We start from the raw sequence: 26,262 nt of genomic DNA on the forward strand, positions 1-26,262 counted from the left end.
GGCGTGCTCACTCCTGGTGGAGGTGGATCAGCGCGCGGCGGATCTCGCGCGTGCGCGTGAACAGGTCGAACAGCTTGTCGCCCTCGCCCCAGCGGATGGCGCGCTGCAGGTAGAACAGGTCCTCCTGGAAGCGCGCCAGCACTTCCAGCACGGCCTCGCGATTGTTCAGGAAGACGTCGCGCCACATCGTCGGATCGGAAGCGGCAATGCGCGTGAAGTCACGGAAGCCGCCGGCGGCGAAGCGCAGGACCTCGCTGTTGAGATGGCCGGCGAGATCGTCGGCTGTGCCGACGATGGTGTAGGCGATCAGATGCGGCAGGTGCGAGGTGATGGCGAGGATGCGGTCGTGATCGGCCGGGTCGAGCCGCTCGACCTCGCTGCCCAGGCCGCGCCAGAAGGCTTCGAGCTTGTCGGCCGCGGCGGCATCGACGCCGGGCAGCGGCGTCAGGATGCACCAGCGGCCGTCGAACAGCTCGGCGAAGCCGGCCGTCGGACCGGAGTTTTCGGTGCCGGCGACCGGATGGGCCGGCACGAAGTGGACATGGGTTGGCAGGTGCGGCGCCATGGCGCTGATCACCGCCTGCTTCACCGAGCCGACGTCGGAGACGATGCAGCCCGGCTTCAGCTTGGGCGCGATGGTCCGGGTCGCCTCGCCACAGGAGCCGACCGGCGTGCAGACGATCACCAGGTCGGCATCCTCGCAGGCGGCGGCGAGGTCGGTGCCGCAATGATCGACCAGCTTCAGCTGGTTGGCGGTCTCGGCGGTTTCGGCGCGTCGCGTGGCGGCGACGATCGTGCGCGCCAGGCCGGCGCGGCGGGCGGCGAGCGCGATCGAGCCGCCGATCAGGCCGATGCCGATCAGCGCGATCTTGCCGAACATTGGCTTGCCGACGGGGGGCTTGTCGGGAGAGGGCTTGGTCATTGCTGGGCGACGAACCGGGCGAGCGAGGCCTGCACCGCCTTGACCTCGGCTTCGGTGCCGATGGTGATGCGCAGATGCTCGGGCAGGCCGTAGCCGGCGATCATGCGCGGGATCAGCCCGTCGTTCATCAGCCAGGCGTTGGCCGCCTGGGCGCGCTCCTTCGAGCCGAAACCCACCGTGACGAAGTTGCCGACGCTGGGCAGCGGCGCGAGGCCGAGCTTGGCGAGCTCGGCGCTGAGCCAGGGCAGCCAGAGGTCGTTGTTGGTGCGACTGGCATCGGTGTGGGCGATGTCGGCCAGCGCGGCGACGCCGGCCGCCTGCGCCGCCAAATTGACGTTGAACGGCTGGCGCAGCCGGCTCATCACGTCGACGATCCCGGCCGGTCCATACATCCAGCCGATGCGCAAGCCCCCCAGGCCATAGATCTTGGAGAAGGTGCGGGTCATCACGACGTTCTCGGCCTGGTCGACCAGCTCGACACCCGACTCGTAATCGTTGCGGCTGACATATTCGGCATAGGCGGCATCGATCACCAGCAGCACGTTCTTCGGCAGGCCGGCATGCAGGCGGCGCACGTCGTCCTTGGTGATGTAGGTGCCGGTCGGGTTGTTCGGGTTGGCGAGGCAAACGACGCGGGTCTTGCCGGTGACCTTGGCCAGCATGGCGTCGACGTCGGCGTGGTAGTCCTTCTCGGGAGCCGCGACCGGCGTGGCGCCGACGCCCAGCGCGTTGATGGGATACATCAGGAAGCCGAATTGGCTGTAGAGAAGCTCGTCGCCCGGCCCGCAATAGGCGCGCACCAGGAGATTGAGCAGCTCGTCGGAACCGGCGCCGCAGACGATGCGCGCCGGATCGAGGCCGTAGTGACGGCCGATCGCCGCCCTGAGCTGCGCGGTGTCGCCGTCGGGATAGCGATGCAGGTCGGCAGCCGCCTTGGCGTAGGCCGCCATCGCCCGCGGGCTCGGGCCCAGCGCGCCCTCGTTCGACGACAGCTTGGCGACTGTCTGCTTGCCGTCGATGGAATCCTTGCCGGGGACGTAGGGCGCGATCTTCATGATGCCCGGACGCGGCGTGAGCGCGCTCATGGCAGTCTCCTGTTGGGGTTGAGGGAGCCCGCGCCGCTAGGCCCGCACCAGGGCGGGAGCGGCATAGGCGCCAATGGCGGCGACACGACCATTCTGCAGTCCCAGGGCGGCGCCGAGGGCGCCGAGCCGTGGATCGGAATCGGTGACCAGGCCGGGTAGCTCGACGAGGTAGTGATGCACGCCGCCCACCACCTGGTCCAGCGCCGAGGTGAAGGCTGGCAGGCCGGCCTTCTCGAGCGCCCCGGCGATGCGGTTGCGGCTGAGACCGGTCTCGGCCTCGAGCGCGATCAACGCCCGATCGTCGCCCGATTCTTCCGGCTCCATGCGTGCCAGCACGAAGGCCGAGATGCCGCGGGCGCGCGCATTGGGCATCATCAGGAAGGGCAGGCGGACCACGACGTTGGGCAGGCTGGCATCCCGGCCAGTCAGCAGCGGCCACCAGGGGGTCGTATCGGCTTCGATGGGGGCCGGCACGACACCCAGCGTCGTCGGGCTGGCGCGCACCGCCGCCAGCACCTGGGCCGGCGTATCGTGGGCGACCAGCGGGATCTGGCAGCCGAAATGGTCGCGCGCCAGATCCCAGTAGCCCGGCTGGTCGATCGGCCGGCAGATCGCGATCTTGATGTCGGGTGTCTGCATCAGGGTGAAGGCGCACATCATCTCGCGCCACATCCGCCACACCGCGGCCGCGGGGAAAGGCCCCCGGTGCCCGGCCAGTCGCTTGCGCATCACCTGGGCCTCGCGTCCCGGCCGCAGGGCCAGCCCGCCGCCACCCTTCTTGGACGCGGCAATCCGGTCGACCAGGTCGGCCCGCCGCTCGATCAAACCGTGCAAGTCGCTGTCGATGGAATCGATTTCCTGGCGCAAGCGGTCGAGGGTGGGTGAATCCATTAGGCTGGTGGTTCCTGTGCGGCTGCGGCGATACTACGTTCGGCCGGTCCGCGTAAAGGCTTAGAAACCGCAAGGGTCTTGCGCGTCGCCGGTAGCATCCGTATAGAGGGCTTCCCGTGGAATTTGAGCCGACCGGCTTGCGACCACGTTAATCATCGCTAAAAGGTCGGAGCGCTCGAAAAAGCCCCCGTCCTTCGCCGGCCGGGGGCTTTTTCGTCGCCGCGGGCGCGCGGCTCGAGGGGAGTGCACATGGAGGGGACGATCGGCTCGCTGCGGCTCGACGACCTCGCCGATGCGGAGCGCAAGGCGCTCGGCCGGTGTCATCATGCCATCCTGGGGGCGGACCGTCCGTTGCATCTCGATTGCGGCGTCGATCTCGGGCCCTACCGGGTAGCCTATCAGACCTACGGCACGCTCAACGCCGAGAAATCCAACGCGGTGCTGATCTGCCACGCCCTGACCGGCGACCAGTTCGTCAACGAGCGCCATCCGGTGACCGGCAAGGACGGCTGGTGGGACAGCATGGTCGGCCCGGGCAAGGTGCTCGATCCGGCGCACTACTACATCATCTGCGCCAATGTGCTGGGCGGCTGCATGGGCACGACCGGGCCGTTGGCCAGCGATCCGGCGAACGGCAAGGCCTGGAACCTGCGCTTTCCGGTGGTGACCATCGCCGACATGGTGCGCGCCCAGGCGGCGCTGCTCGACCATCTCGGCATTGCAGACCTGTTCTGCGTCATCGGCGGCTCGATGGGCGGCATGCAGGTGCTGGAATGGGCGGCGAGCTTTCCCAAGCGGGTGTTCGCGGCCGTGCCGATCGCCTGTGCGGCGCGCCATTCGGCGCAGAACATCGCGTTCCACGAGGTCGGCCGCCAGGCGATCATGGCCGACCCGGAATGGAAGGGTGGCGACTATCGACTGCACAAGACGGTGCCGGCCCGCGGGCTCGCGGTCGCGCGCATGACCGCGCACATCACCTACCTGTCGGAGCAGGCGCTGCAGCGCAAGTTCGGCCGCTCGCTGCAGAACCGCAATGCGCTCGGCTTCGGCTTCGACGCCGATTTCCAGGTCGAGAGCTACCTGCGCTACCAGGGCTCGACCTTCGTCGAGCGCTTCGACGCCAACAGCTACCTCTACATCACGCGGGCGATGGATTATTTCGATCTCGCCGATGCCCATGGCGGCGTGCTGGCCAATGCCTTCCGCGGCTCGCCGACGCGCTTCTGCCTGGTGTCCTTCACCAGCGACTGGCTGTTCCCGACGCACGAGAGCCGTGACGTCGTGCATGCGCTGAACGCAGTGGCCGCCAACGTCTCGTTCGTCGAGATCGAGAGCGACAAGGGCCACGACGCCTTCCTGCTCGAGGAGCCGGAGATGTTCCGCACGCTCAGCGGCTTCCTCAAGGGCGCCGCGACGGTGCGCGGCCTCAGGGGAGTGCGGTGAACTCTGCCGCCATCCGTGTCGACCTGCAGCTCATCGCCGACATGGTCGATCCGTCGGCTCGCGCGCTCGATGTCGGCTGCGGCGACGGCTCGCTGCTCGCCTACCTGGTGAACTTCAAGCAGGTCGATGCGCGCGGCATGGAGCTCAGCCAGGCCGGCGTCAACGCCTGCGTCGCCAACGGCCTGTCGGTGATCCAGGGCGACGCCGACACCGATCTCGGCGACTACCCGGACGATGCGTTCGACTACGTGATCCTGAGCCAGACGCTGCAGGCCACGCGCGAGCCGCGCCAGGTGCTGCAGCAGATGCTGCGGGTCGGCAAGCGCGCCATCGTGTCGTTCCCCAACTTCGCCCACTGGCAGGTGCGCCTGCGCATGGTGTTCGGCGGCCGCATGCCGGAGACGCCGTCGCTGCCCTACAAATGGTACGACACGCCCAACATCCATCTCTGCAGCATCGACGATTTCCGCGCGCTGTGCGCCGACATGGGCGTGCGCATCGAGCGCGCCATCGTGCTCGACCGCAACAGCAAGCCGATCAACCTGCCGCCGCTCGCCGCCAACCTGCTGGGCGAGCAGGCGGTGTTCATGCTGAGAAGGGATTGAGAGATCATTCGCCTCCCGGCGAAGCCGGGGAGGTGTCGCCGTCTTGCGGCGACCGAAGGGTCATGGCCGGGAGCGCGCCACTTCAGGCGGAGAAACCTCCGCCGACGTGGCGCTCTTTTCATTCTCCTCCCCAGCTTCGCTGGGGAGGTGTCTCGGTAATCCGAGACGGAGGGGTCAGGAGTCTCAGTGGGGCTTTCGACCCCTCCGTCCGCGAAGACGCGGACACCTCCCCAGCAAAGCTGGGGAGGAGAAGGAGCGCCACGTCGGCGGAGGTTTCTCCGCCTGAAGTGGCGCGCTCCCGGCAATGAATGCCATCGTGGATTACGATCGCGTGGCTTCGGCGGAGTGCACTGGCCGCTCGTACTCGGCTTCGATGTCGTCCTCGCCGATCTTCACGAAGCCGTGGCGGAGATAGAAGCGGGCGGCGGGGCTGCCGTGCAGGACCTCCAGGCGCACCGGCAGGCCCAGGGCGTCGGCCTCGGCCAGCAGAGTCTTCAGGATCTCCGTTCCCAATCCGCTGTTGTGCAGGTGCTTCGCGAGGTAGAACGAATCGAGCTTGATCTCGCTGGTGCCGATGCGGAAGCCGACGCAGCCGATCCGCTCGTCGTCCAGCAGGATCAGCCGCATGCCGGGTTCGTCGAAGGACTCGCGGAAGACTCGCCGCGCTCGCGACGGCTCGTAGCGGAAGACGCGCTCGAGATGCTCGCGCATCACCTCGATGCGCAGCGCCAGCAATGGTTCGAAGTCTGCTTCGCTCGTCGGCGCGAACCGCCAAGCTTCAGGCACCGGCGGCGATCCTGGCGACGCGCGGCTGGGCGACGGCGAGCCAGTCCTTGGTGTCGAGTTCCATCGAGCGGTCGAGGCGGCCGGCGTTGAAGAACAGCGTGTCGTTGGCCAGCAGGTCCTGGTCGACGACGATGGCCAGTGCCGGATCGAGCGAGAAGGGCGGCACCGAGCCCATGACACAGCCGGTGAGCGCCTGGGCCGTGTCGGGCGAGGCGAAGCCGCACTTGCGCGCCTCGAACAGGGTCGCCACTGCGTTGAAGTCGAGCTTGCGGTTGCCCGGCAGGATGGCCAGCACGTGGCGCTTGCCGCTACCGCCGCCGCGTACGTCGAGCACCATCGCCTTGGCGGCCTGGTCGGGCCGGTTGCCGCGGATGACGCTGATCGCTTCGGAGCGGCCTTCCGGCTCGTGCTCGATGACGCGGAACTTCGCCTTGTCGTCGTTCAGCAGCGCCACGAGCTGGTCGAAAACATCAGCGGCCACGAATCACCTTCTCCGACAGGATCCTCAACGCTTCTTCGAGACTCGGCACCTTGCCGTCGGCCGGCGCAATGCCGGCATCGATGGAGCGGCGAAGACTTCGCTCGGTCGTTTCGGTCATCAGCGGATCGACGCCGGTCTCGCGCAAGGTCTTGCCGACCAGTCCCATCTCCTCCCAGCGGCGGTAGGCGTGCACGGTATGGGTCTGCACCAGTGTGCCGACGAAATTGGCGAAGCCGACCTTGTCGACGTCGCCCATGCACTCCATGACTTCCTTCAGGATGCCCTGGCGCTCCGCCGTGACGTACGCCTCCACGCCCAGCGCCTCGACGCCCTTGATCAGCACGCTGCGGATCATCTTCACCGACGAGGCGCTGCCCGGCTTCGGGCCGAGCACCCTGGCATCGAAGCCGCTGGCGTTCATCCAGGCGACGGCCGCCTCGACATCCTCGCCGGCCACCAGCATGGGCGCCTTGATGCCATGCTTGAAGAAGCCGCCCATGACGGCGATGTCGATGTAATGACCGCCCGCCGCCTCGATCAGTGCACGGTCCTCGTCGGACATCTTGCCGGTCACCGTGCAGAGGTCGAGATAGTGCACGCCCTTCTTGAGCAGAGGCGCGGCGGCCTCGGCTGCCTCCAGCGCATGCTCGCCCTGCACCGCGCAGATCACGAGGTCGGCCTCGCCGAGGGCTGACGTGTAGTGACTTTCGATCGCGACATCGAGCCGGCGCGCTTCCTTGCCGAGCGTCGTGCCCCGTGCGTCCTTGTCGAGCGCGGTGTCGATGGCGATGACGCGGCGCGGGGCGTTGTCGCCCGGACGCGTGGGACCGCGCCAGCCGCCTTCGGCGCACAATCCGCGGGCGATTGCCGATCCGGCCTCGCCAAAGCCCAACAGCGCGATCACGCGCGGAGACAGCGACATGCGAATGCTCTCGTGACGATTGACGTGATGGTCTTCTCGGAGGACTCAGGACGCCGGCGCTTCGCCGTCGCCCGAGTTGCGCGCCGCCTGGGTGTCGCGCGAGCTGGCGATGCGCAGCTTCGGTCGCGCAACGGCCTGCTCCGCGGTCTGGCTGCGCTCGGCGATGCCGGCATAGAGCTGCTTGCCGGCTTCGATGACGCAGACGCCGGCGAAGCGGCCGAGCCAACGGCGGCCGAAGCGCTCGACGGTCGGCGCCATGCGCAGCGCCAGGCGCGAATGGGTCGGCGGCATGAACAGCGCCCGCGTCTGCTGCATCGGCGCGAACATGTTGGCGCGCAGCAATCCGGCAAGCTGGCCCGCCGAGTAGGGATGGCCCTGGTAGAACGGCGAGCGATCGATCTGCGACCACAGGCCGGCACGCGTCGGCGTGACGACGAGCAGGCGCCCGCCATCGGCCATCACGCGCCAGATCTCGCGCAGCATCGGTCGCACCCGCTCGGTGCATTCGACGGCGTGCACCAGCACGACGCGGTCGATCGAGCGGTCGGCGAGCGGCAGGTCCATCTCGTCGACCAGCGCGGTACGGTTGCGCCCCTCGCGCGGCCAGCGGGTGACGCCCTGCGGCGCCGGCATGAAGGCGATGGTGCGCGCCGCCTCCTCGGCAAACGGCCGCAGGAACGGTGTGGCATAGCCCAGGCCGAGGACACTTTCGCCGCGCACATTGGGCCACACTTCGCGCAGCCGGGCGCGCAGCAGGCGGGTCGTCATCTGGCCGAGCGTGCTGCGGTAGAAATCGTTGAGATCGAGGACGTCCGTCCACATGAGACGATCTTAGCAGACTCCACGCCCCTGCGACCATGGCGGCCGCAAGGTAGCTTTGCTAGCGTTGCCTGCCATGAGCGCAACACTAGACATCGTCCGTATCCCCGTCCTCAACGACAATTACGTGTGGTTGATGCGCGAACCGCAGAGCGGCGCGGTCGGCGTGATCGACCCCGCGGTGGCCGGCCCGGTGCTCGCCGAGGCGGCCCGGCGGCGCTGGCAGATCACGCACGTCCTCAACACCCACCATCATGGCGACCATGTCGGCGGCAACCGCGCGATCAAGGACGCCACCGGTTGCACCATCGTCGGCCCGCGCCGCGACCGGGCGCGAATCCCCGGCATCGATGTCGAGGTCGACGACGGCGAGCGCTACCGCTTCGGCGAAGCCGAGGCCGACGTGTTCTTCGTGCCGAGTCACACCAGCGGCCATGTCGCCTATGCCTTTCGCGAGCAGAAGGCGCTGTTCTGCGGCGACACGCTGTTCGCCCTGGGCTGCGGCCGCCTGTTCGAGGGAACGCCGGCGCAGATGTGGAGCTCGCTCAGCCGGTTGCGGGCGTTGCCCGACGACATGCGGGTCTACTGCGCGCACGAATACACCCAGTCGAACGCGCGTTTCGCCCTGACCGTCGAGGCCGACAACAGGGAGCTGCAGGAACGCTCGTCGGCGATCGACGCGGCGCGGGCGCGCGGCGAGGCGACGGTGCCGTCGCTGCTCGGCGAGGAGAAGGCCACCAATCCGTTCCTGCGCGCCGACGTTCCGGCGGTGCAGCGCGCCGTCGGCCTGTCCGGCGGCGACCCGGTCGCCGTATTCGCCGAGGTGCGCCATCGCAAGGACGTGTTTCGGTAGTCATCCTCCTCCCCAGCTACGCTGGGGAGGAGGGACTAGACCGGAATCCGCACGATCACGCGCAGGCCGCCCAGTGGCGAGGCGTCGAGGGCGACGTCGCCGCCGTGGCTGCGCGCCACGTCGCGCGCGATGGTGAGGCCGAGGCCGACGCCGCCGGTCTCGACGTTGCGCGATTCGTCGAGCCGGAAGAACGGGCGGAAGACGTCCTCGTACTTGTCGGGCGGAATGCCGGGGCCATCGTCGTCGATCGTGATCTCGACCGAGGTGCGGCCGCGCACGGCGTTGAGGCGGACCTTGGTGCCGTAGCGCAGCGCGTTGGACACGAGGTTGGTGAGGCAGCGCTTCATGGCGAGCTCGCGCAGCTCGACATTCATGTCGCCTTGCCAGGCGACGTCGACGTCGGCGTTGTTGCGCCGGGCGCCAGCCGCCACGTCCTCCAGGATCTCCGACAGATCGACCGGACCGGGTTCCTCGTCGCCCTCGCCACGGGCGAACGCCAGGTAGCCTTCGATCATCCGCTCCATGTCGACCACGTCGTCGCCGAGTTCCTTGCTTTCGGGCGAGTCGGGCAGCAGGGCGAGCGACAGCTTCATGCGGGTGAGCGGCGTGCGCAGGTCGTGGCTCACGCCGGCCAGCATCTCGGTGCGCTGCTGGATCGAGCGGCGCAGGCGGATGCGCATGGTGTGGAAGGCGGTGGCGGCGTTGCGCACCTCGCGGGTGCCGCCGGAGAAGGCGAAATCGGGAATGTCGCGGCCCTTGCCCAGGGCGTCGGCCGCTACGCCGAGATGCTCGATCGGCACCAGCTCGCGATGCATGAACCAGATCGCCAGGCCGAACAGCACCAGCGCCAGGCCGAGCTGGGCGATCACGTAGGCGAAGCTCGAACCGAAGGTGAGACGCACGTGCGGCACCAGCACGTCCATCACGGTGCCGTCGTTGAGCTGGATCTCGATCAGCATCTGGCCGCCGCCGACATTGTTGTCGATGAAGAACGGGCGCTTGAGATCGGCGTCGAGCGCGCCCTGCACCTCGCGCGCGGCGATGTCGAAATACTCCGGCTGCTTGAACGGCCGTATGATGCCCTTGCGGAAGCTGACGAACAGCAGCAGATCCTGCGCCGAGCGCCGCAGGATCCATTCGCGATGGGCGTCGTCGGGGAAGTCGGCGTGCAGCGCGATCAGCAGGCGCAGGTCGCGCACCAGCAGGATGGCCAGCCGGTTGGTCACGTTGTCGCCGCGCTGGCTGTAGAACCACCAGGCCGACAAGGCCTGCAGGAGCAGCATGGGGACGACGATGATGATCAGCGCGCGCGCGAACAGCGTCTGCGGGGAATGCCGGTCGGCGAGGCGGGCGATGCGTTCGAAGGCGTCGCGGATCGCGCCCAGAATCATATGTCGCCCATCATGCGTCGACCAGTCGATAACCCTGGCCGCGGACCGTGCGCAAGTAGCGCGGAAACGACGGGTCGGGCTCGATCTTGCGCCTGAGCCGGGTGACCTGCACGTCGATGGCGCGCTCGTTGACGGCGCTGCCGACGATCCGGCACAGCGCCTCGCGACTCACCGCCTCGCCGAGGCGAGCGGCAAGGGCGCGCAGCAATGCCGTCTCGGTCTCGGTCAGGGCCACGCGCTTGCCGTCCTGGGCCAGCTCGCCGACCTCGAGATCGAACTGGAACGGGCCGAATGACACCTGCCGCGGCGTCTCGGCGTTCGCCGGCGCCTGGGGCTTGTTGCGTCGCAGGATGTTCTGGATACGCAGCAGGAGCTCGCGCGGATCGAACGGCTTGCCGAGATAGTCGTCGACGCCCTGCTCGAGGCCGGCGATGCGGTCCTTGGGTTCGCCCATAGCTGTCAGCATCAGGATCGGCACGTCGTCGGAGCGCCGCAGCTCGCCGGCGAACTCGAGGCCGCTCTCGCCCGGCATCATGACGTCGAGCACGATCAGGTCGAAATCGAGCGCGCTCAGGCGCTGGCGCGCCTCGGCGGCATTGCTCGCGGTGGTGACGCGAAAGCCGCTCTTGGACAGGAACGTGTTCAAGAGGCCGCGCAGGCGCGTGTCGTCGTCGACCACCAGGACATGCGGCTTGTCGACCGTGCTGTCGAGCAGGCTCATCGTCCGCCCCGCACGCGCTTGTCGACGATGGCGCGCTCGGGCGGGTCGAGCAGGCCGAGCAGCACCTTGCGGAAGCCGTCGACAGCCTCGGCGCCGGTCTCGCGGTAGGCGCGGGCGAAGCGCTGGCTCTGCCGCCCGGTCAGGTCGCGCTCGAGCTTCTGGCCCTTCTCGGTGAGCCACAGCAGGCGCTCGCGGCGATCGCGCGCACCGCTCTTCTGCTCGACATAGGCCTGGCCGATCAGGTCCTTCAGGACGCGCGAGATCGACTGCTTGGTGACCTTGAGGATCGACAGCAGGTGGCCGACGGTCTGGCCGGGATGGCGCCCGATGAAGTAGAGCGCGCGATGATGCGCCCGGCCTAGCTGGTAGCGCTTGAGCTGCTGATCCGATTCGAACGTGAAATCGCGGTAGGCATAGAACATCAGCTCGATGCCCTGGCGCAGCTCCTCCTCGCGGAGGAACAGAGGGTTAGCGGGAGGTTTCGAGTCCACCATGAAGCTCTGTGCCGAGTTTCGGTCGGTTCTGATCGTAAACCGCGACTATAGAGGCGGCGCGTTGCGTTGACACCCTTGGGGGCGTGGAGGGAAGCGAGCGCGGTTCCTGCACGAAGCAAGCTCATGGCCGGGAGCGCGCCACTTAAGGCGGAGTAGCCTCCGCCGACGTGGCGCTCATCTTCGTTCTCCTCCCCAGCCTTGCTGGGGAGGTGTCGCGTCATACGCGACGGAGGGGTCATGAGGCCATGGGTGGGGCTCTTGACCCCTCCGTCCGCGATTACGCGGACACCTCCCCAGCAAAGCTGGGGAGGAAAATGAAAAGAGCGCCACGTCGGCGGAGGCTACTCCGCCTTAAGTGGCGCGCTCCCGGCCCATGACTCTCGTTTAGGCAATGATATTGACAAGGTCATTATTATTGACCTAATTAGACAGAAGGTTGCTATGGAGCGACCTGGAGTGATCGCTTTGGAATATTTCCCCGGGAGGGAGAGCAATGTCCTTATCGATGGAAGACCGCGACGGGTTCATCTGGCTGGACGGCAAGCTGGTGCCGTGGCGCGACAGCCGCATGCATGTGCTGACCCATGCGCTGCATTACGGCTCGGCCGTGTTCGAGGGCGAGCGCATCTATGACGGGAAGATATTCCGGCTGGCGGCGCACAGCGCGCGGCTGATCAACTCAGCCCACCTGCTCGACTACGAGATCCCGTGGACGCGCGAGCAGATCGAGGCGGCGACCCGCGAGGTGGTCAAGGCGAACGGACTGCAGGCCGGCTATATCCGGCCGATCGCCTGGCGCGGCACGGAGGTGCTGGGCGTGTCGGGCATCGGCACCTCGGTACACCTCGCCATCGCGCCATGGGCCCAGGAGGGCCGGCTTTCGGTGCAGGCGCGCGACGCCGGCATCAACGTCACCATGGCCAAATACCGCCGCCCGTCGGCCGATTTCGCGCCGGGTCACGCCAAGGTCGCCGGCCTCTACATCATCTGCGGCATCGAGAAGGACCGCGCCCTCAAGGCCGGCTTCGACGACGCCCTGATGCTCGACTGGAAGGGCGACCTCGCCGAATCGACCGGCGCCAACATCTTCCTGGTGATCGACGGCACGCTGGTGACGCCGACGGCCGAGAACTTCCTCGACGGCATCACCCGCCGCGCCGTCATGGGCATGGCGCGGAAGCGCGGCTGGGCCGTCGAGGAGCGCGCGGTGAAGCTGCAGGAGCTTGCCGACGCCAGCGAGGTATTCCTCTGCGGCACGGCTGCCGAGATCGTCCCGGTGGGCTCGGTCGATGATCACCACTACCAGTCCGGCCCCTGCGCACGCACCTTGATGACGGATTTCCAGAAGCTGGTGCGCCAGCCGGACTGCGAAGGCTTCGGCGAATCGACGCATCTCGCCCCCGCGAGCACCTCGCTCGCCGCTTGACAGCGCAGGCGCTCTGCACTTTGCTTCGATGACGTCCGAGGGGTGCCCGGTCTTCGTGAGACCGGGCTGAGACAGCCGAGCGGCTGAACCCTTTGAACCTGATCCGGATCATGCCGGCGAAGGAACGGGAGCTCATCGATTGGCCAGATCATCCGTCATTGTCATTGGCGCCGGGGTAGCCGGTCTTTCCTGCGCGCTCGCGCTCAGCGAGCGGGATGTTGACGTCACGGTGGTCGAGCGCGGCCGCGCGCTGGGAGACGGCTGCTGCTCGTGGATGGCGGGCGGCATGCTGGCGCCGTGGTGTGAGCGCGCCACCACCGAGCCGGAAGTCGCCGACTGGGGCGCCGCCTCGATCGACTGGTGGTCACGGCGATACGCCGGCACCCAGCAGCGCGGCAGCCTGGTGGTGGCGCAGCCGCGCGATGCCACCGACCTGACACGCTTCGCCCAGCGCACCGAACGCTTTCAATGGCTCGATGCCGACGCCATCGCCAGCGTCGAGCCGGCGCTGGCGGGCCGGTTCCGCCGGGCCCTGTTCTTCCCCGACGAGGCCCATCTCGATCCGCGCGGCGCCCTGGCTGCCCTGGCCGGCGAGCTCGGCCGTCGCGACGTGGCGATCGAGTTCGGTGTCGAGCATGCGGTGCGCGCCGCGGCGAGCGAGACCGTCGTCGACTGTCGTGGCTACGCGGCGCGCGATCGCCTGCCCGACCTGCGCGGGGTGCGCGGCGAGATGGTGCTCGTGCGCTCGCCCGACGTCGAATTGTCGCGGCCGGTGCGGCTGCTGCATCCGCGCCTGCCGCTCTACATCGTGCCGCGCGGCGCTGGCCTGTTCATGATCGGCGCCACCATGATCGAAAGCGAGCGGCGCGGCCCGGTCAGCGTGCGCTCGGCGATGGAGCTGCTGAGCGCCGCCTACGCGCTGCATCCGGCCTTCGGCGAGGCCGAGATCGTCGAGCTCGGCGCCGATCTGCGCCCGGCCTTCCCCGACAACCTGCCGCAGCTCCGCCGCGACGGCCACGTGCTGCACGCCAACGGCCTGTTCCGTCACGGCTTCCTGCTGGCACCGACGCTGGCGGGCTGGGTCGCCGACGCCATCACCCGAGAAGAGTTGGAATCGGAGGTCAGTCATGCGGATTTTCCTCAACGACGACGCGCATGAGATCGATGCGGCCACGCTGGCCGCGGCGCTCGAAGCGCTGGGCTTCGGTGGGCGCAAGATCGCGACGGCGGTGAACGGACGCTTCGTTGCCGCCGCGGCGCGCCCCGCGACGCCGCTCGCCGACGGCGATCGCGTCGAGGTCGTGGCGCCGATGCAGGGAGGCTGACCCGTGTTCTACGGCGCAAACGTTTCCTCGCGCCTGCTACTGGGCACGGCGCGCTATCCGTCACCCGCCGTGCTCGAGCGGGCAATCAGGTCGTCAGGGGCCGAGATCGTCACGGTGTCGCTGCGCCGCGAAGGCGGCGCCAGCCGTGCCGGGAAGAGCTTCTGGTCGTTCGTCCAGTCGCTCGGCCTGCGCGTCCTGCCCAACACGGCCGGCTGCCATTCGGTGCAGGAAGCCGTGACCACCGCCCACATGGCGCGCGAGCTGTTCGACACGACCTGGATCAAGCTCGAGGTGATCGGCGATGCCGACACCTTGCAGCCCGACGTGTTCGGCCTGGTCGAGGCGGCGCGCATCCTGGCGCAGGACGGCTTCGAGGTGTTTCCCTACACCACCGAGGATCTGGTCGTTGCCGACCGGCTGGTCGAGGCCGGGTGCCGCGTGCTGATGCCGTGGGGCGCGCCGATCGGCTCGGCGCGCGGCCTCAACAATGTCTATGGGCTGCGCTCCCTGCGCGCGCACTTTCCCGACATCCCGCTGGTCGTCGATGCCGGGCTGGGCGTGCCCTCGCATGCTGCGGCGGCGATGGAGCTGGGATACGACGCCGTGCTGCTCAACACCGCCATCGCCGAGGCGGGCGATCCTGTCGCGATGGCGCGCGCCTTCGCGCTCGCCGTCGAGGCCGGCCGCACGGCTTTCCTGGCGCAACCGCTCGAGCCGCGCGACATGGCCCGGCCGTCGACGCCGGTGATCGGCAAGGCCGTGCTGGGAGGCTAGGCATGCTCGACCGCTTCTATCCCGTGGTGCCCGATGCCGACTGGGTGACCCGACTGGTCTCGGTCGGCACGCGCCTGATCCAGCTTCGCATCAAGGACCAGCCCGATGACGAGATCCGCCGCCAGGTCAGGCAGGCCAAGCTTGCTTGCGCCGCATCAGGCGCCCAGCTGATCGTCAACGACCACTGGCAGGCGGCAATCGATGAAGGCTGCGATTACGTCCATCTCGGCCAGGAGGACCTGCTCGACGCCGACATCAAGGCGCTGCGCAAGGCCGGCCTCAGCATCGGCGTCAGCACGCACGATCACGCCGAGCTCGAGAAGGGCCTCGCCGTCGATCCCGACTACGTCGCCCTGGGGCCGATCTATCCGACCAAGCTCAAGCAGATGCCGTGGGCGCCGCAGGGCGTCGAGCGGCTCGCCGAATGGAAGCGGCTGATCGGCAAGCGGCCGCTGGTGGCGATCGGCGGCCTCACGCTCGACCGGGCGCTGCTCTGCCTGGCGGGCGGCGCCGACAGCGCCGCCGTCGTCGGCGACGTCGTCAACCACGCCGATCCGCTCGGCCAGGCGCGTGCCTGGATCACCGCGACGCGAGGCGTGTCATGACCGACCGCTATGCCCGCCAGGTCGTCCTGGCCGATGTCGGACCCGAGGGACAGGCCCGTCTGGCCGCCGCATCCGTCCTCGTGGTCGGCGCCGGCGGCCTGGGCTGCCCCGTGCTGCAGTATCTCGCCGGCGCCGGTGTCGGACGCCTGGTCATTGTCGATCACGACCGGGTCGAGGAGACCAACCTCCATCGCCAGCCGCTCTATGCGGTGGCCGATCTCGGCCAGCTCAAGGCGGAGCGCGCCTGCGCAGCCCTCAAGCGCTTCAATCCGAACATCGTCGCGCGCGCCGTGGCCGAGCGGCTGACGCCGCAGAACGCCGCCGCGCTGGTCGCCGCGGCCGATCTCGTGGTCGATGCGGCCGACAGCTTCGCCGTCACCTACATCCTGAGCGATGCCTGTCATGACCTGGGCAAGCCGCTGGTCAGCGCCTCGATCGTCGGCCTCAGCGGCTATGCCGGCGCCTTCTGCGGCGGCGGTCCGAGCTACCGCGCCGTCTTCCCCGAGATCACGTCGGATGGCGGCACCTGCGCCACCCTCGGCGTGCTGGGCACGGCGGTGGCCGTGGTCGGCGGGCTGCAGGCCCATCTCGCCCTGCACCTGCTGCTCGGGCTGCAGCCTGGCGTGCTCGGGCGCGTGTTCACCTTCGACGCGCGCCGCCCCGGCTTCGGCGGCTTCGACTTCACCGGCAGCCCCGAGCCCGAGAGCTTCGTGCCCTTCATCGCGCCGGCGGCAGTGAACGACGACGATGTCGTCGTCGATCTGCGCGGCCTCGACGAGGCGCCTCAATCGCCGTTCGTCGGGGCGCTGCGCCTCGACGTCGATCATGTGGCGACGCTGTCGGCGGAGCGCTCGCGGCGCATCGTCCTGTGCTGCCGCAGCGGCCAGCGTTCGCTCGCCGCCGCCGACCGGCTGCGCGAGCGCGGCTACGCCAACCTCGCGCTGGTCGCGCTGGGGTAGAATTCCTCGCCCGCCATCAGACTCCCTCCCCCGTCAACGGGGGAGGTGCGCCGTCATACGGGGCGGAGGGGGGCATGAGCCTCAGTGCCGCTGCTCATGACCCCTCCGTCGCCGAAGACGGCGACACCTCCCCAAGCTACGCTTAGGGAGGGACATGAGAAGAGCCTGGCGCAGACCAGCCCGGTCCCGAACAGCATGCAATCGGGGCTTCATTTTCCGTCGCCAACCGCGATAAATAGGCCCCAACAAGAGAGCGCCATGTCCCAGACCCTTCCCATCGAGTTCGCTGAACAACCGCATCCCTCGCCAACCACGCCGGAGAAGCGCGCAGCCATCCTGCGCGATCCCGGTTTCGGCCGTGCCTTTACCGACCACATGGTCACGATTCGCTACAGCGAAGGCAAAGGCTGGCACAGCGCCAAGGTTGGGCCACGCGAAGCGATCCCGATGGATCCGGCCTCGGCAGTGCTGCACTACAGCCAGGAGATTTTCGAGGGGCTGAAAGCCTACCGCACGGCGAACGGCGGCGCGGTGATGTTCCGTCCCGAAGAGAATGCGCGCCGCTTCAACAAGTCGGCCGAGCGGCTGGCCATGCCAAGCCTGCCCGAGAAGACGTTCGTGGAAGCGGTCGATCGGCTGGTCGCCATCGATCGCGACTGGATCCCCGAAGGCGAAGGCAGCCTCTACCTGCGGCCGTTCATGTTCGCGAACGAGGTCTTCCTGGGTGTCAAGCCGTCGTCGGAATACCTGTTCATCGTGATCGCCTCGCCGGTCGGCTCCTATTTCAAGTCGAAGGACAGTGCCGTCTCCGTCTGGGTCGAGCAGGAGCTCACGCGTGCCGCACCGGGCGGCACCGGTGCCGCCAAGTGCGGCGGCAACTACGCCGCCAGCCTGATGGCCCAGATGGACGCCTACAAGCACGGCTGCGAGCAGGTGGTGTTCCTCGACGCCGTCGAGCGCCGCTGGATCGAGGAGCTGGGCGGCATGAACATCTTCTTCGTCTTCGACGACAGCTCGATGGTGACGCCGCCGCTCGGCGGCACCATCCTGCCGGGCATCACGCGCGCCTCGATCCTGACCCTGGCCAAGGACATGAAGATCGCCGTGCGCGAGGAGCCCTACGCCCTCGACCAGTGGCGCGCCGATGCCGCGAGCGGGCGGCTGCGCGAAACCTTCGCCTGCGGCACCGCTGCGGTATTGACGCCGATCGGCACGGTCAAGTCCAGGGACGGCGATTTCGTCATCGGCAATGGCGGCTCAGGGGCGCAGACCGAGAAGCTCAAGGCTACCCTGATCGACATCCAGCGCTGCCGCGCCAAGGACATGCACGGCTGGGTGCACAAGGTGTTTTAGATTCATTCTCCTCCCCAGCTTCGCTGGGGAGGTGTCTCGGTAATCCGAGTCAGGCGCGGCTCGCGAAGCGAACGCGCCGCAGGAGGGGTCAGGAGCCTCAGTGGGGCTTTCGACCCCTCCGTCCGCGAAGACGCGGACACCTCCCCAGCGAAGCTGGGGAGGAGAATGAAAAGAGCGCCACGTCGGCGGAGATTACTCCGCGTTTAGGTGGCGCGCTCCCGGCATCACATCCATTCCACCACGGCGGATCGAAGCGATCCCGCGCGAACGACGGTGCCGGGTCGAGTCGGGGACGAGAAGGCGAAAAGGTCAGCCGGCTGGATGGCTTCGAGCGCGCCGTCCTCGAGGTCGCGGGCGATGATGACGAGAAACAGCGGCACGTCGGGCTGCGGCGTGCCGAACGGACGCGGCGGAGAGAACAGGGTGCCGACGCTTTGCACCAGGACCGGTCGCGGGCTCTCGGCCACACGGACCAGCCCCTTCAGCCGCAGCAGCCGGTCGCCCAGAGCACCGGCGAGATTGTCGAGCCAGGCCGCCAGAGCGTCGTAGCCCAGGACACCGGCCGGCCGGGCAAGCCGCACGGCGATGCGCGGATGCGGGGCCGCGCTGACAAGGCGCGGCAGGACCGGCGTCGCCGCCGAGCGCGCCAGCGGCGCGAAAGCCGCTGCGACCGCCTTGTCGCGGGACATGGTCGCCACGATCTCCGCCAGCGGGTTGAGAGCCTCGGCCTCGCTTCTCGCCCGCGCGAGCGGCCCTTCTGGGACGCCGTCGTCGCCTGCAGCGATATCGGCCTTGGTGACGACGATGCGGTGAGCCGCCGCCCATTGCGCAGCCGCTTCCTCGAACGCCGCCGGACGCAGCCCGCAGGTGGCATCGAAGGTGGCCACCACGCTGACCCTCAGGCGATGCTCGGCGAGGCTCGCGAGCTGGCGCAGGACCGGTCCCGGCTTGGAGAGCCCGCTGGTCTCCAGGATGATCCGGCGCAACGGTCCCTGGGCGCCCGGCCGGTCGACGGCGAGCAGCGCGTCAACCGTGTGGGCGAGGTCGCTGCCGGCCTGGCAGCAGATGCAGCCGTCCGACAGCATGGCGATGGGCGTGCCGGCGCTGCTTTCGCGCAGGATCGCGCCGTCGAGGCCGATCTCGCCCACCTCGTTCACGATCACCGCGGTGTCGGCGCCCTCGGGAAGCTTGAGAAAGTCGCGCAGCAGGGTGGTCTTTCCCGATCCGAGAAACCCCGTCAGGACGACGAAATCCAGGCCCCCGGATCCGTTACCCTCAAATCGGTTGTCCGCAGCACCGTTCACTGCGCCGCTTCCTGCTGTTGCCGGAAGCGGGCCGGGACATCTTCCGCCCAGGTTTCCTTGACCAGCTCGCGGACGTCGGCGAGCAGCTCGGCGGTGTCGAAGATCACGCCGTCCTTGATCGTGCATTTCAGGCCGCGATGCCATTCGACACGGTTGGTCGCTTCGTTGAGGCGCATCGCGCCGGTCCCGTAGAGCAGCTTGAAGTCGGTGAGCGGGTTGTGGTCGTGCACCAGCAGGTCGGCGAGCTTGCCCGCCTCCAATGTGCCCAACTCGTCTTGCACGCCGCACAGGGCAGCGCCCTGCGACGTGGCCGAGCGGATGACCTCGAGCGGATGGAAGCCCGCTTCCTGCAGCAGCTCAAGCTCGCGGATATAGCCGAAGCCGAAGATCTGGTAGATGAAGCCCGAGTCGCTGCCGGCACAGACACGGCCGCCGCGGTTCTTGTACTCGTTGATGAACGCCATCCACAGGCGATAGTTCTCCTTCCACTCGATCTCGTTCTGCGTGGACCAGCGATACCAGTAGGAGCCGTGGCCGCCGCGCTGCGGGGTGAAGTAGTCCCACATCGACTTCCAAGTGTACTCCTTGTGCCAGTCGGCCTGCCGCGCCCGCATCAGGTCGCGATTGGCGTCGTAGATCGTGAAGGTCGGCACGAACGTGAAGCCGATCTCGAGGAAGCGCTCCAACACCTCGTTCCATTTGGCCGAGCCCGGCTTGGCGCCCTGCTTGAACATCTGTCCGGAGACGGAGAAGCGGAAATATTCGTCGTTGTAGTCGTAGTCGAGCGGGAAGTTCTGGACCACGCGGTCCTCGAACAGGGATTCGGGCAGGCCGTAGTAGTGCTCGGCACTCGTCAGCCCCCAGCGCGCCGTGGTGAGGGCGTTCATGCGGGTGACCGACATCTGGGCGTGATGACAGCCCGACCGGAGGCCGAGCTTGCGGCATTCGTCGAGAGCCGCTTCCATGATAGCGGGCGGCGCCCCGAAGAATTTTACGCCGTCTGCACCGCGTTCCTTGAGGCGGCGCAGCCAGGACCGCCCTTCGTCGGGGGTGTGCAGCACCTTCAGCATGTCGTTGACCGCCGGGAAGTAGGCATAGGCGAGCAGGCGGGGTGCGGCGATGCTGTTCTCGGCGGAGCGCTTCTTCTGGTCGAGCATCCAGCCCAGCCCGTTCATCGAGCCCATCTCGCGCACGGTGGTTACGCCGTGGGCCAGCCAAAGCTTGTAGACATAGTCGACCGGCGGGACCCAGCCGTTGGCCGCATGGTAGGCGACGCCGGCATGGGCATGGCAGTCGATGAAGCCCGGCGTGACCCATTTGCCGCGGCAATCGATCTCGTGATCGCCCTGGGCCGGCCGGTTGGCGGCGGTGGCGAGATTGCCGGTAACCTTCTTGAGGAGCGTGATACGGTTGTTCTCGATCACGATGTCGGTCGGCCCGATCGGCGGTGCACCGGTGCCGTCGATCACCGTCGCGCCGCGCAGCACCAGGCGCTTGAAGGGGCCGATGCCGCGGTCACGCTGACGCGCCGGCACGATCGCGGGCTGGCCGGCCTTCGATCGGTACGCCACCAGCTCGTCGCCGGGCGGGATGTCGCTGGAGATCGGCCGATCGGTCATGGGGAGCTTCCTCGAAGGTTACGCGAACGATCGGCAAGCGTACCCAGAAGTCGCGCGATGCACCATGGAGGCAACGGGCAAATCCGAGCCTCGCGCCTGATGAGTCAAGCGCTTCAGTTTCACGAGAGTGCATTCGGCAATGCTGTCATCCCGAGCGCAGCGAGGACCTTTCCTGCTGCTTCAAAGGTCCTCGCTACGCTCGGGATGACAATTTTTCTGATGCACTCAGCTGGTGAAATGAGATTCAGCCCGGCGCGGCACCCTGGACGGCGAGATAGACGGCGTAGAGCGACTGGCTCGCGGCCATGAACAGGCGGTTGCGCTTGGGGCCGCCGAAGCAGATGTTGCCGCAGACTTCCGGCAGCCGGATGCGCCCGATCAGCTTGCCTTCCGGGTTCCACACCGTGACGCCGCTGTAGCCGACCGAGCGACCGGCGTTGCTCGAGACCCAGAGATTGCCGTAGACGTCGCAGCGCACGCCATCAGGCCCGCACTTGATGCCGTCGACCATGAAATCGCTGAACAGCTTGCGATCGGAGAGCTTGTTGTCCGAGCCGACGGTGAAGGAATAGACCTCGCCCTTGCCGCCGGGACCGGTGTCGCCGGGCCCTTTACCCGTGCTGGCGACGTAGAGCGTCTTGTAGTCGGGGGAGAAACAGAGCCCGTTGGGATCGGGCACCTGCTCCTCGGTGACGACGAGGTCGATGCGGCCGCTGGGATCGATGCGATAGCAGTTGGTCGGCAGCTCGCGCTTGGCCGTGGTGCCGATGCCGGGTGGTTGGCCGAGACGGGGATTGATCTTGCCCGCCATATTGCTCGGGCCGCCGGCGACATCGGTCGTGCCTTCATAGAGCTGCCCGCCGTAGGGCGGATCGGTGAACCAGTAGCTGCCGTCCGGATGCGGCACGACATCGTTGGGCGAATTCAGCTTCTTGCCGTCGAAGGAGTCGGCCAGCACCGTCGCCGAACCATCGAGCTCGTACCGCACGACCCGCCGCGTCAGGTGCTCGCACGAGACTTGGCGCCCCTGGAAGTCGAAGGTGTTGCCGTTGCTGTTGTTGGACGGGCTGCGGAACACCGTGACCCGGCCGTCGTCCTCGATCCAGCGCAGTTGGCGGTTGTTGGGAATGTCGCTCCAGACGAGGTAGCGGCCCTGCGAGTTCCAGGCCGGTCCCTCCACCCACAGGGCGCCGGTCCACAGCCGCTGGATCGGCGTGTTGGGCTGGCGCAGCGCGTTGAAGCTTGGATCGATGGTGAGAATGTCGGGGTCGGTGAAGTAGGTGGTCGGCGCACCGCTGCGACTGAAGTCGCGGGGCGGCGTCGTAACTGTCGATGGCGGCGCAACCGGACCGGTTTGCGGCGGCGTCTGTGCAAAGGCCTTGCCCGCAGCCAACGTCGCAGCGGCTGCCCCCGCCGCGCCGACCAGGGCGCGGCGAGACATATTCGTCCGCCTCTCGACTCGCATCGAAGAGCTCATGAGCGTTACTCCCGTTGGTTGTTGAACTGTTTTGCGAAATTCTATCAATGTCGGCCGCCGCCGAGAAGGGCGGCCAGGCGTTGGTCACCGTGGCAGCCGCACCGTCGCAACGATTGCGAGTGTGTGCCGGGAACGGCCGCTGCCTGAGCGGACCGTTCTCGCGAGCATTTCCGGATGAGCGCGGAAGGGCATCACCCTACAAATCAGGAGATCTTCACATCAGCGTCGCGAATGACCGGTGCCCTCTTGTCGAGCTCGTCCCTGATGAACCGCGCCGCGCGCTCGGGCGTGGTGTCCGGCGTTGGTATGGCGGCGTTGCCCTCGAGGACCTTGATCGTCGTGAGCGGAGGTTACTCCGCCTGAAGTGACGCAGTTCCAGGCGAAAGAGGTGCTAGGTGCAGGGCTTTTCCCAGCGCGCGGCGGCCGCATCGTCGCCTTCGTGCGCGCCGACCCACTTGTCGCCGGCCGGCGTTTCTTCGAGCTTCCAGAATGGCGCCTTGGTCTTCAGCCAATCGACCAGGAACTCGCACGCCTCGAAAGCGGCCTCGCGGTGCGGCGAGCCGACCGCCACCAGGACGATGCGCTCGCCGGCCGACATCCTGCCGTAGCGATGGACGATCAGCGTCGCTTCGAGTGGCCATCGCCGATGGGCTTCAGCCTCGATGTCCTCGAGCGCCTTCTCGGTCATGCCGGAATAGTGCTCGAGCGTCAGGGAATCGATGCGCTCGCGATGCAGCCCTTCGCGGACGTGCATCTCGCGCACCAAGCCGACGAACACCGCAAGTCCGCCGATCCGCTTGTTGCCCTCCGTCAGTCGGTCGAGCTCGGCGCCGACATCGAAATTGTTCTCCTGGACGCGCACGCTCATGTCGTCACCCGCCGGTGAAGGGAGGAAAGAACGCGACCTCGCGGGCGCCGGCGATTGGCGCGTCGAACGGCACGGTGCGCTGGTCGACGGCGGCGCCGAAGGCAGCACCCTCCGCCAGCGCCTCGGCGTGACCGGGGCTGCGCGTGCGCAGCCAGGCGACGAGGTCGGCCACGGTGGTCACGGTCGCCGGCGGGGTCACTTCCTCCTCGCCGAGGCCGACGCGGCGCTTCATCCAGGCGAAATAGCGGATCTTCACTCGGCACCCCCGGGACTCGCCTGGTCCTCGGCCATGTGACGCAACCCGGTTCGCAGATAGTCATAGCCGGTGATCAAGGTCAGCCCGGCGGCGATCCAGATCAGCACCAAGCCGGTCACCGTGACGGCTGGCGGCGAGACATTGCGCAGCAGCAGGAAGGCGATGGCGACCATCTGGGCGCCCGTCTTCCACTTTGCAAGCTGGCTCACCGGCACGCCGACACGCAATTCGGCGAGGAACTCGCGCAAGCCCGAGACCAGGATCTCGCGCATCAGGATGATCAGCGCGGCGAGCACGTGAATGCCGTGCAGGGTGCCGTTATAGACCAGCATCAGCAGGGTTGCCGCGACCAGCAGCTTGTCGGCGATCGGGTCTAGGAAACGGCCGAGACGCGAAATCTGGTGGTAGCGGCGCGCGAAGTAGCCATCGAACCAGTCGGTAACGCAGGCGATCACGAACAGGCTCATCGCCAGCCACTGCGTCCAGGCGCGGTCGAACCACAGGCAGGCGACCACCAGCGGGATCGCCGCGATGCGCGACAGCGTGAGCAGGTTGGGAAGGTTGAGCATCGTCGATGGTTAAAGCCCATTTGGAGGGGGCCTGTCACCCCGGAGGGCAACGGAAGGAAAGGTCCTCGCTATGGTTCGGGATGACCCCATTGGGCTGGCGGCAACAACAGTGTCATCCCGAGCACAGCGAGGGATTTTTCCTTTCGTTATTGCCCGCCGCGGAAATGGGCGTGGATCTTTTGGGCCAGCGCGTCGGAGATGCCATCGACTGCCTTGATATCCTCGAGCGTCGCCATGGCGACGGCGCGGGCGCTGCCGAAATGGTGCAGCAGGGCGCGCTTGCGGCCGGCGCCGATGCCGTGCACCTCGTCGAGCGCCGAGCGCGTGATGTCGGCGGCCCGGCGCGTGCGGTGCGTGCCGATGGCAAAGCGGTGCGCCTCGTCGCGCAGGCGTTGCAGGAAATAGAGCACCGGATCGCGCGGCTCGAGCGAGAAGGGCGGCTTGCCCGGCACGAAGAAGCGCTCGCGGCCGGCATCGCGGTCGGGTCCCTTGGCGATGCCGACCACGGCAATGTCCTCCAGGCCGAGCTCGCTCAGCACGCTGCGCGCAGCCTCGAGTTGTCCCTGGCCGCCGTCGATCAGCACCAGGTCAGGCCAGTGCTCCTCGTTGCGCTCGGGGTCCTCGCGCAGTGCCCGGCCGAAGCGCCGCGACAGCACCTCGCGCATCATGGCGAAATCGTCGCCCGCCGCACCCTCGGTCTTGATGTTGAACTTCCGGTAGGAATTCTTGATGAAGCCTTCCGGGCCGGCCACCACCATGGCGCCAATCGGCGCGCTGCCCTGGATGTGGCTGTTGTCGTAGATCTCGATGCGCTCGGGCGGGCCGTCGAGCCCGAATACGCGGGCCGTGCCCTCGAGCAGCTGGCGTTGCGTGCCGCGTTCAGCCATGCGCCGCGCCAGCGCCTCGCGGGCGTTGGTAACCGCCTGGTCGAGCGCATCCTTCTGGTCGCCGCGCTTGGGATGGCGGATCTCGACCTTGTGGCCGGCTGTCATGCCGAGCGCGCTTTCCAGGAGGTCGGCCTCGGCGATGTCGTGGCTGGTCAGGATCAGGCGCGGCGCCGGACGGGCCTCGTAGAACTGGCCGATGAAGGCCGACAGCACGGCGGGCTCGTCGAGATCCCTGGTATGGGCCGGGAAATAGGCGCGGTTGCCGAGATTCTGGCCGGCGCGCAGGAAGAACACCTGGACGCAGACCTGCCCACCTTCGGCGTGGGCGGCGAAGATGTCGGCCTCGTCGATCGAATGCAGGCTGATCGACTGGTGCGACTGGATGTGCGCCAGGGCGCGGATGCGATCGCGCAGCACGGCGGCGCGCTCGAACTCGAGGTCGGTCGAGGCCTGCTCCATGCGCTGCGACAGGGCCTGCTGGACCTCGCGATTGCGGCCGCCCAGGAAGTCGCGCACCTCGTCGACGATCGTGCCGTATTCGGTCCTGTCGATGCGGCCGACGCAGGGCGCGGTGCAGCGCTTGATCTGGAACTGCAGGCAGGGCCGGGTGCGGGTCGAGAACACGCCATCGGAGCACGAGCGCAGCGGGAAGGCCCGTTGCAGGGCGTAGAGCGTCCGGTTGACCGCCGTGGCCGAGGCGAAGGGCCCGAAATACTCGTTGTCCGGCTCGCGCGTGCCGCGATGCTTGGCCAGCTGCGGCCATTCGGTGTCGCGCCGGATGACGATGTAGGGGAACGATTTGTCGTCGCGCAGCAGCACGTTGAAGCGCGGCCGGAAGCGCTTGATCAGGTTGTTTTCGAGCAGCAGGGCCTCGGCCTCGCTGCCGGTGACGGCGAACTCCATGGTCCGGGTCGCCGACACCATGCGCATCAGGCGGATCTCGAGCCGGGTCGGCTGGGTGTAGGCGGCGACCCGGCTGCGCAGCGAGCGCGCCTTGCCGACATAGAGCACCTCGCCGTCGGCCGCGATCATGCGATAAACCCCGGGCTTGCGCGGGAGGGTGCGCACGAACTCGGCAATGATCCGCATCCCGTCGGCGAGGGAACCCTCGCTCGGCTGCGGCTCGGTATCGATTACGGTATCGTCAGTCACGGAGATCCTGTCTGAGCGCCGCCCATCATATGGGTAGGCCGAACTGTTCCCGCCGGACAGCGCGTCGATGTGGGAAAGTCTGTGAACAAACGATCGGGCTGCCGACTGTTGCGTCAGCGTCACTGTATTGACTTGAAGAAGCCACGATGGCAGTCGAGCCGAAATTATGCCTTAACCAATTGACACTAAAGTGTTTTTTAAGCTGGGGACAGCTTTAAGAAAGGGCTGGTCGCGGTCGATGTTCCTGGTTTGATCCGATTGTCCGTCGCGCTTCG

General features: G+C 67.7%; 27 protein-coding genes and 2 riboswitches. Of the genes, 10 read left to right on the forward strand and 17 right to left on the reverse strand.

From position 1 onward, the window contains the following. Positions 1–7: 7 nt before the first annotated feature. The 3 genes from ACILR9_RS11150 to ACILR9_RS11160 are packed head-to-tail and all read right to left on the reverse strand — an operon-like array spanning position 8 to position 2,898. Positions 8–922, reverse strand: a complete 915-nt coding sequence (locus tag ACILR9_RS11150; RefSeq protein ID WP_395709989.1) for a prephenate/arogenate dehydrogenase family protein — start codon at positions 920–922, stop codon at positions 8–10. Further along, positions 919–2,007: a histidinol-phosphate transaminase gene (hisC, locus tag ACILR9_RS11155; RefSeq protein WP_395709990.1), complete on the reverse strand. Its 1,089-nt coding sequence runs from the start codon at positions 2,005–2,007 to the stop codon at positions 919–921. Before hisC ends, ACILR9_RS11150 begins: the two co-directional genes overlap by 4 nt. A 36-nt stretch (positions 2,008–2,043) precedes the next feature. Continuing rightward, positions 2,044–2,898 carry a chorismate mutase gene (locus tag ACILR9_RS11160; protein WP_395709991.1) on the reverse strand — a complete coding sequence of 285 codons (855 nt, stop codon included), beginning with the start codon at positions 2,896–2,898 and terminating at the stop codon, positions 2,044–2,046. A gap of 106 nt (positions 2,899–3,004) precedes the next feature. After that, positions 3,005–3,080: riboswitch (SAM riboswitch) on the forward strand. Between the two features lie 67 nt (positions 3,081–3,147). Here ACILR9_RS11160 and ACILR9_RS11165 point away from each other — a divergent pair. Continuing rightward, complete coding sequence (locus ACILR9_RS11165; RefSeq protein ID WP_395709992.1) at positions 3,148–4,341, forward strand: homoserine O-acetyltransferase; 1,194 nt, start codon at positions 3,148–3,150, stop codon at positions 4,339–4,341. Then, positions 4,338–4,946 (forward strand): methionine biosynthesis protein MetW, encoded by a 609-nt coding sequence (gene metW, locus ACILR9_RS11170; protein ID WP_395709993.1) that lies wholly within the window; start codon positions 4,338–4,340, stop codon positions 4,944–4,946. Before ACILR9_RS11165 ends, metW begins: the two co-directional genes overlap by 4 nt. A gap of 321 nt (positions 4,947–5,267) precedes the next feature. Here the strand turns inward: metW and ACILR9_RS11175 are convergent, their stop codons facing one another. From ACILR9_RS11175 to ACILR9_RS11190, 4 genes are read right to left on the reverse strand one after another with little or no spacing between them, the layout of a single operon-like run. Then, the gene (locus ACILR9_RS11175; RefSeq protein ID WP_395709994.1) at positions 5,268–5,732 is read right to left on the reverse strand and encodes a GNAT family N-acetyltransferase; all 465 of its coding nucleotides are present in this window, start codon (positions 5,730–5,732) and stop codon (positions 5,268–5,270) included. Continuing rightward, complete coding sequence (locus ACILR9_RS11180; protein ID WP_395709995.1) at positions 5,725–6,213, reverse strand: YbaK/EbsC family protein; 489 nt, start codon at positions 6,211–6,213, stop codon at positions 5,725–5,727. The genes ACILR9_RS11175 and ACILR9_RS11180 overlap by 8 nt, the downstream gene beginning before the upstream one ends. Further along, on the reverse strand, positions 6,203–7,135 hold the full coding sequence (locus ACILR9_RS11185) for a DUF1932 domain-containing protein (RefSeq protein ID WP_395709996.1): 933 nt from the start codon (positions 7,133–7,135) through the stop codon (positions 6,203–6,205). The genes ACILR9_RS11180 and ACILR9_RS11185 overlap by 11 nt, the downstream gene beginning before the upstream one ends. A 45-nt stretch (positions 7,136–7,180) precedes the next feature. Continuing rightward, entirely contained in the window at positions 7,181–7,957 is a 777-nt protein-coding gene (locus ACILR9_RS11190) for a class I SAM-dependent methyltransferase (RefSeq protein ID WP_395709997.1), read from the reverse strand. Between the two features lie 73 nt (positions 7,958–8,030). Between ACILR9_RS11190 and gloB the strand changes: the two genes are divergently transcribed. Beyond that, the gene (gene gloB / locus ACILR9_RS11195; RefSeq protein WP_395709998.1) at positions 8,031–8,807 is read left to right on the forward strand and encodes a hydroxyacylglutathione hydrolase; all 777 of its coding nucleotides are present in this window, start codon (positions 8,031–8,033) and stop codon (positions 8,805–8,807) included. A 35-nt stretch (positions 8,808–8,842) separates the two neighbouring features. Here gloB and ACILR9_RS11200 read toward each other — a convergent pair whose 3' ends face one another. From ACILR9_RS11200 to ACILR9_RS11210, 3 genes are read right to left on the reverse strand one after another with little or no spacing between them, the layout of a single operon-like run. After that, positions 8,843–10,198: a sensor histidine kinase gene (locus tag ACILR9_RS11200; RefSeq protein ID WP_395709999.1), complete on the reverse strand. Its 1,356-nt coding sequence runs from the start codon at positions 10,196–10,198 to the stop codon at positions 8,843–8,845. A 10-nt stretch (positions 10,199–10,208) separates the two neighbouring features. Then, complete coding sequence (locus tag ACILR9_RS11205) at positions 10,209–10,919, reverse strand: response regulator (protein ID WP_395710000.1); 711 nt, start codon at positions 10,917–10,919, stop codon at positions 10,209–10,211. Then, complete coding sequence (locus ACILR9_RS11210; protein ID WP_395710001.1) at positions 10,916–11,413, reverse strand: MarR family winged helix-turn-helix transcriptional regulator; 498 nt, start codon at positions 11,411–11,413, stop codon at positions 10,916–10,918. Before ACILR9_RS11210 ends, ACILR9_RS11205 begins: the two co-directional genes overlap by 4 nt. A gap of 493 nt (positions 11,414–11,906) precedes the next feature. Here ACILR9_RS11210 and ACILR9_RS11215 point away from each other — a divergent pair, with 493 nt between their 5' ends. The 7 genes from ACILR9_RS11215 to ACILR9_RS11245 all read left to right on the forward strand — a co-directional run bounded on the left by ACILR9_RS11215 (position 11,907) and on the right by ACILR9_RS11245 (position 17,855). Next, a complete protein-coding gene (locus ACILR9_RS11215) occupies positions 11,907–12,839 on the forward strand; it encodes a branched-chain amino acid aminotransferase (RefSeq protein ID WP_395710002.1) in 933 nt (310 codons plus the stop codon). A 28-nt stretch (positions 12,840–12,867) separates the two neighbouring features. Beyond that, positions 12,868–12,981: riboswitch (TPP riboswitch) on the forward strand. Continuing rightward, positions 12,979–13,998, forward strand: a complete 1,020-nt coding sequence (gene thiO, locus ACILR9_RS11220; RefSeq protein ID WP_395710003.1) for a glycine oxidase ThiO — start codon at positions 12,979–12,981, stop codon at positions 13,996–13,998. It overlaps the preceding riboswitch by 3 nt. After that, positions 13,967–14,164, forward strand: coding sequence for a sulfur carrier protein ThiS (thiS, locus tag ACILR9_RS11225; RefSeq protein ID WP_395710004.1), 198 nt, complete (start codon positions 13,967–13,969; stop codon positions 14,162–14,164). Before thiO ends, thiS begins: the two co-directional genes overlap by 32 nt. A 3-nt stretch (positions 14,165–14,167) precedes the next feature. Then, positions 14,168–14,938: a thiazole synthase gene (locus ACILR9_RS11230; protein ID WP_395710005.1), complete on the forward strand. Its 771-nt coding sequence runs from the start codon at positions 14,168–14,170 to the stop codon at positions 14,936–14,938. A gap of 2 nt (positions 14,939–14,940) precedes the next feature. Beyond that, complete coding sequence (locus tag ACILR9_RS11235) at positions 14,941–15,543, forward strand: thiamine phosphate synthase (protein ID WP_395710006.1); 603 nt, start codon at positions 14,941–14,943, stop codon at positions 15,541–15,543. Beyond that, positions 15,540–16,502, forward strand: coding sequence for a ThiF family adenylyltransferase (locus tag ACILR9_RS11240; RefSeq protein WP_395710007.1), 963 nt, complete (start codon positions 15,540–15,542; stop codon positions 16,500–16,502). The genes ACILR9_RS11235 and ACILR9_RS11240 overlap by 4 nt, the downstream gene beginning before the upstream one ends. Positions 16,503–16,760: 258 nt before the next feature. After that, positions 16,761–17,855, forward strand: a complete 1,095-nt coding sequence (locus ACILR9_RS11245) for a branched-chain amino acid aminotransferase (RefSeq protein ID WP_395710008.1) — start codon at positions 16,761–16,763, stop codon at positions 17,853–17,855. Positions 17,856–18,079: 224 nt separating this feature from the next. Here the strand turns inward: ACILR9_RS11245 and ACILR9_RS11250 are convergent, their stop codons facing one another. The 7 genes from ACILR9_RS11250 to uvrC form a co-directional block, all read right to left on the reverse strand. Next, a complete protein-coding gene (locus ACILR9_RS11250; protein WP_395710009.1) occupies positions 18,080–19,159 on the reverse strand; it encodes a CobW family GTP-binding protein in 1,080 nt (359 codons plus the stop codon). Next, positions 19,156–20,778, reverse strand: coding sequence for an amidohydrolase family protein (locus ACILR9_RS11255; RefSeq protein ID WP_395710010.1), 1,623 nt, complete (start codon positions 20,776–20,778; stop codon positions 19,156–19,158). Before ACILR9_RS11255 ends, ACILR9_RS11250 begins: the two co-directional genes overlap by 4 nt. A gap of 244 nt (positions 20,779–21,022) precedes the next feature. Then, the gene (locus ACILR9_RS11260; RefSeq protein WP_395710011.1) at positions 21,023–22,219 is read right to left on the reverse strand and encodes an SMP-30/gluconolactonase/LRE family protein; all 1,197 of its coding nucleotides are present in this window, start codon (positions 22,217–22,219) and stop codon (positions 21,023–21,025) included. 427 nt (positions 22,220–22,646) lie between these two features. Beyond that, positions 22,647–23,123, reverse strand: coding sequence for a molybdenum cofactor biosynthesis protein MoaE (locus ACILR9_RS11265; RefSeq protein WP_395710012.1), 477 nt, complete (start codon positions 23,121–23,123; stop codon positions 22,647–22,649). A gap of 4 nt (positions 23,124–23,127) precedes the next feature. Beyond that, positions 23,128–23,379 (reverse strand): molybdopterin converting factor subunit 1, encoded by a 252-nt coding sequence (gene moaD / locus ACILR9_RS11270; RefSeq protein WP_395710013.1) that lies wholly within the window; start codon positions 23,377–23,379, stop codon positions 23,128–23,130. Continuing rightward, the gene (pgsA, locus tag ACILR9_RS11275) at positions 23,376–23,948 is read right to left on the reverse strand and encodes a CDP-diacylglycerol--glycerol-3-phosphate 3-phosphatidyltransferase (protein WP_395710014.1); all 573 of its coding nucleotides are present in this window, start codon (positions 23,946–23,948) and stop codon (positions 23,376–23,378) included. Before pgsA ends, moaD begins: the two co-directional genes overlap by 4 nt. Positions 23,949–24,094: 146 nt before the next feature. Next, complete coding sequence (gene uvrC, locus ACILR9_RS11280; RefSeq protein WP_395710015.1) at positions 24,095–25,987, reverse strand: excinuclease ABC subunit UvrC; 1,893 nt, start codon at positions 25,985–25,987, stop codon at positions 24,095–24,097. Positions 25,988–26,262: the final 275 nt, after the last annotated feature.

The sequence above is a fragment of the Reyranella sp. genome (genome assembly GCF_044224635.1).
Taxonomy (GTDB): Bacteria; Pseudomonadota; Alphaproteobacteria; order Reyranellales; family Reyranellaceae; genus Reyranella.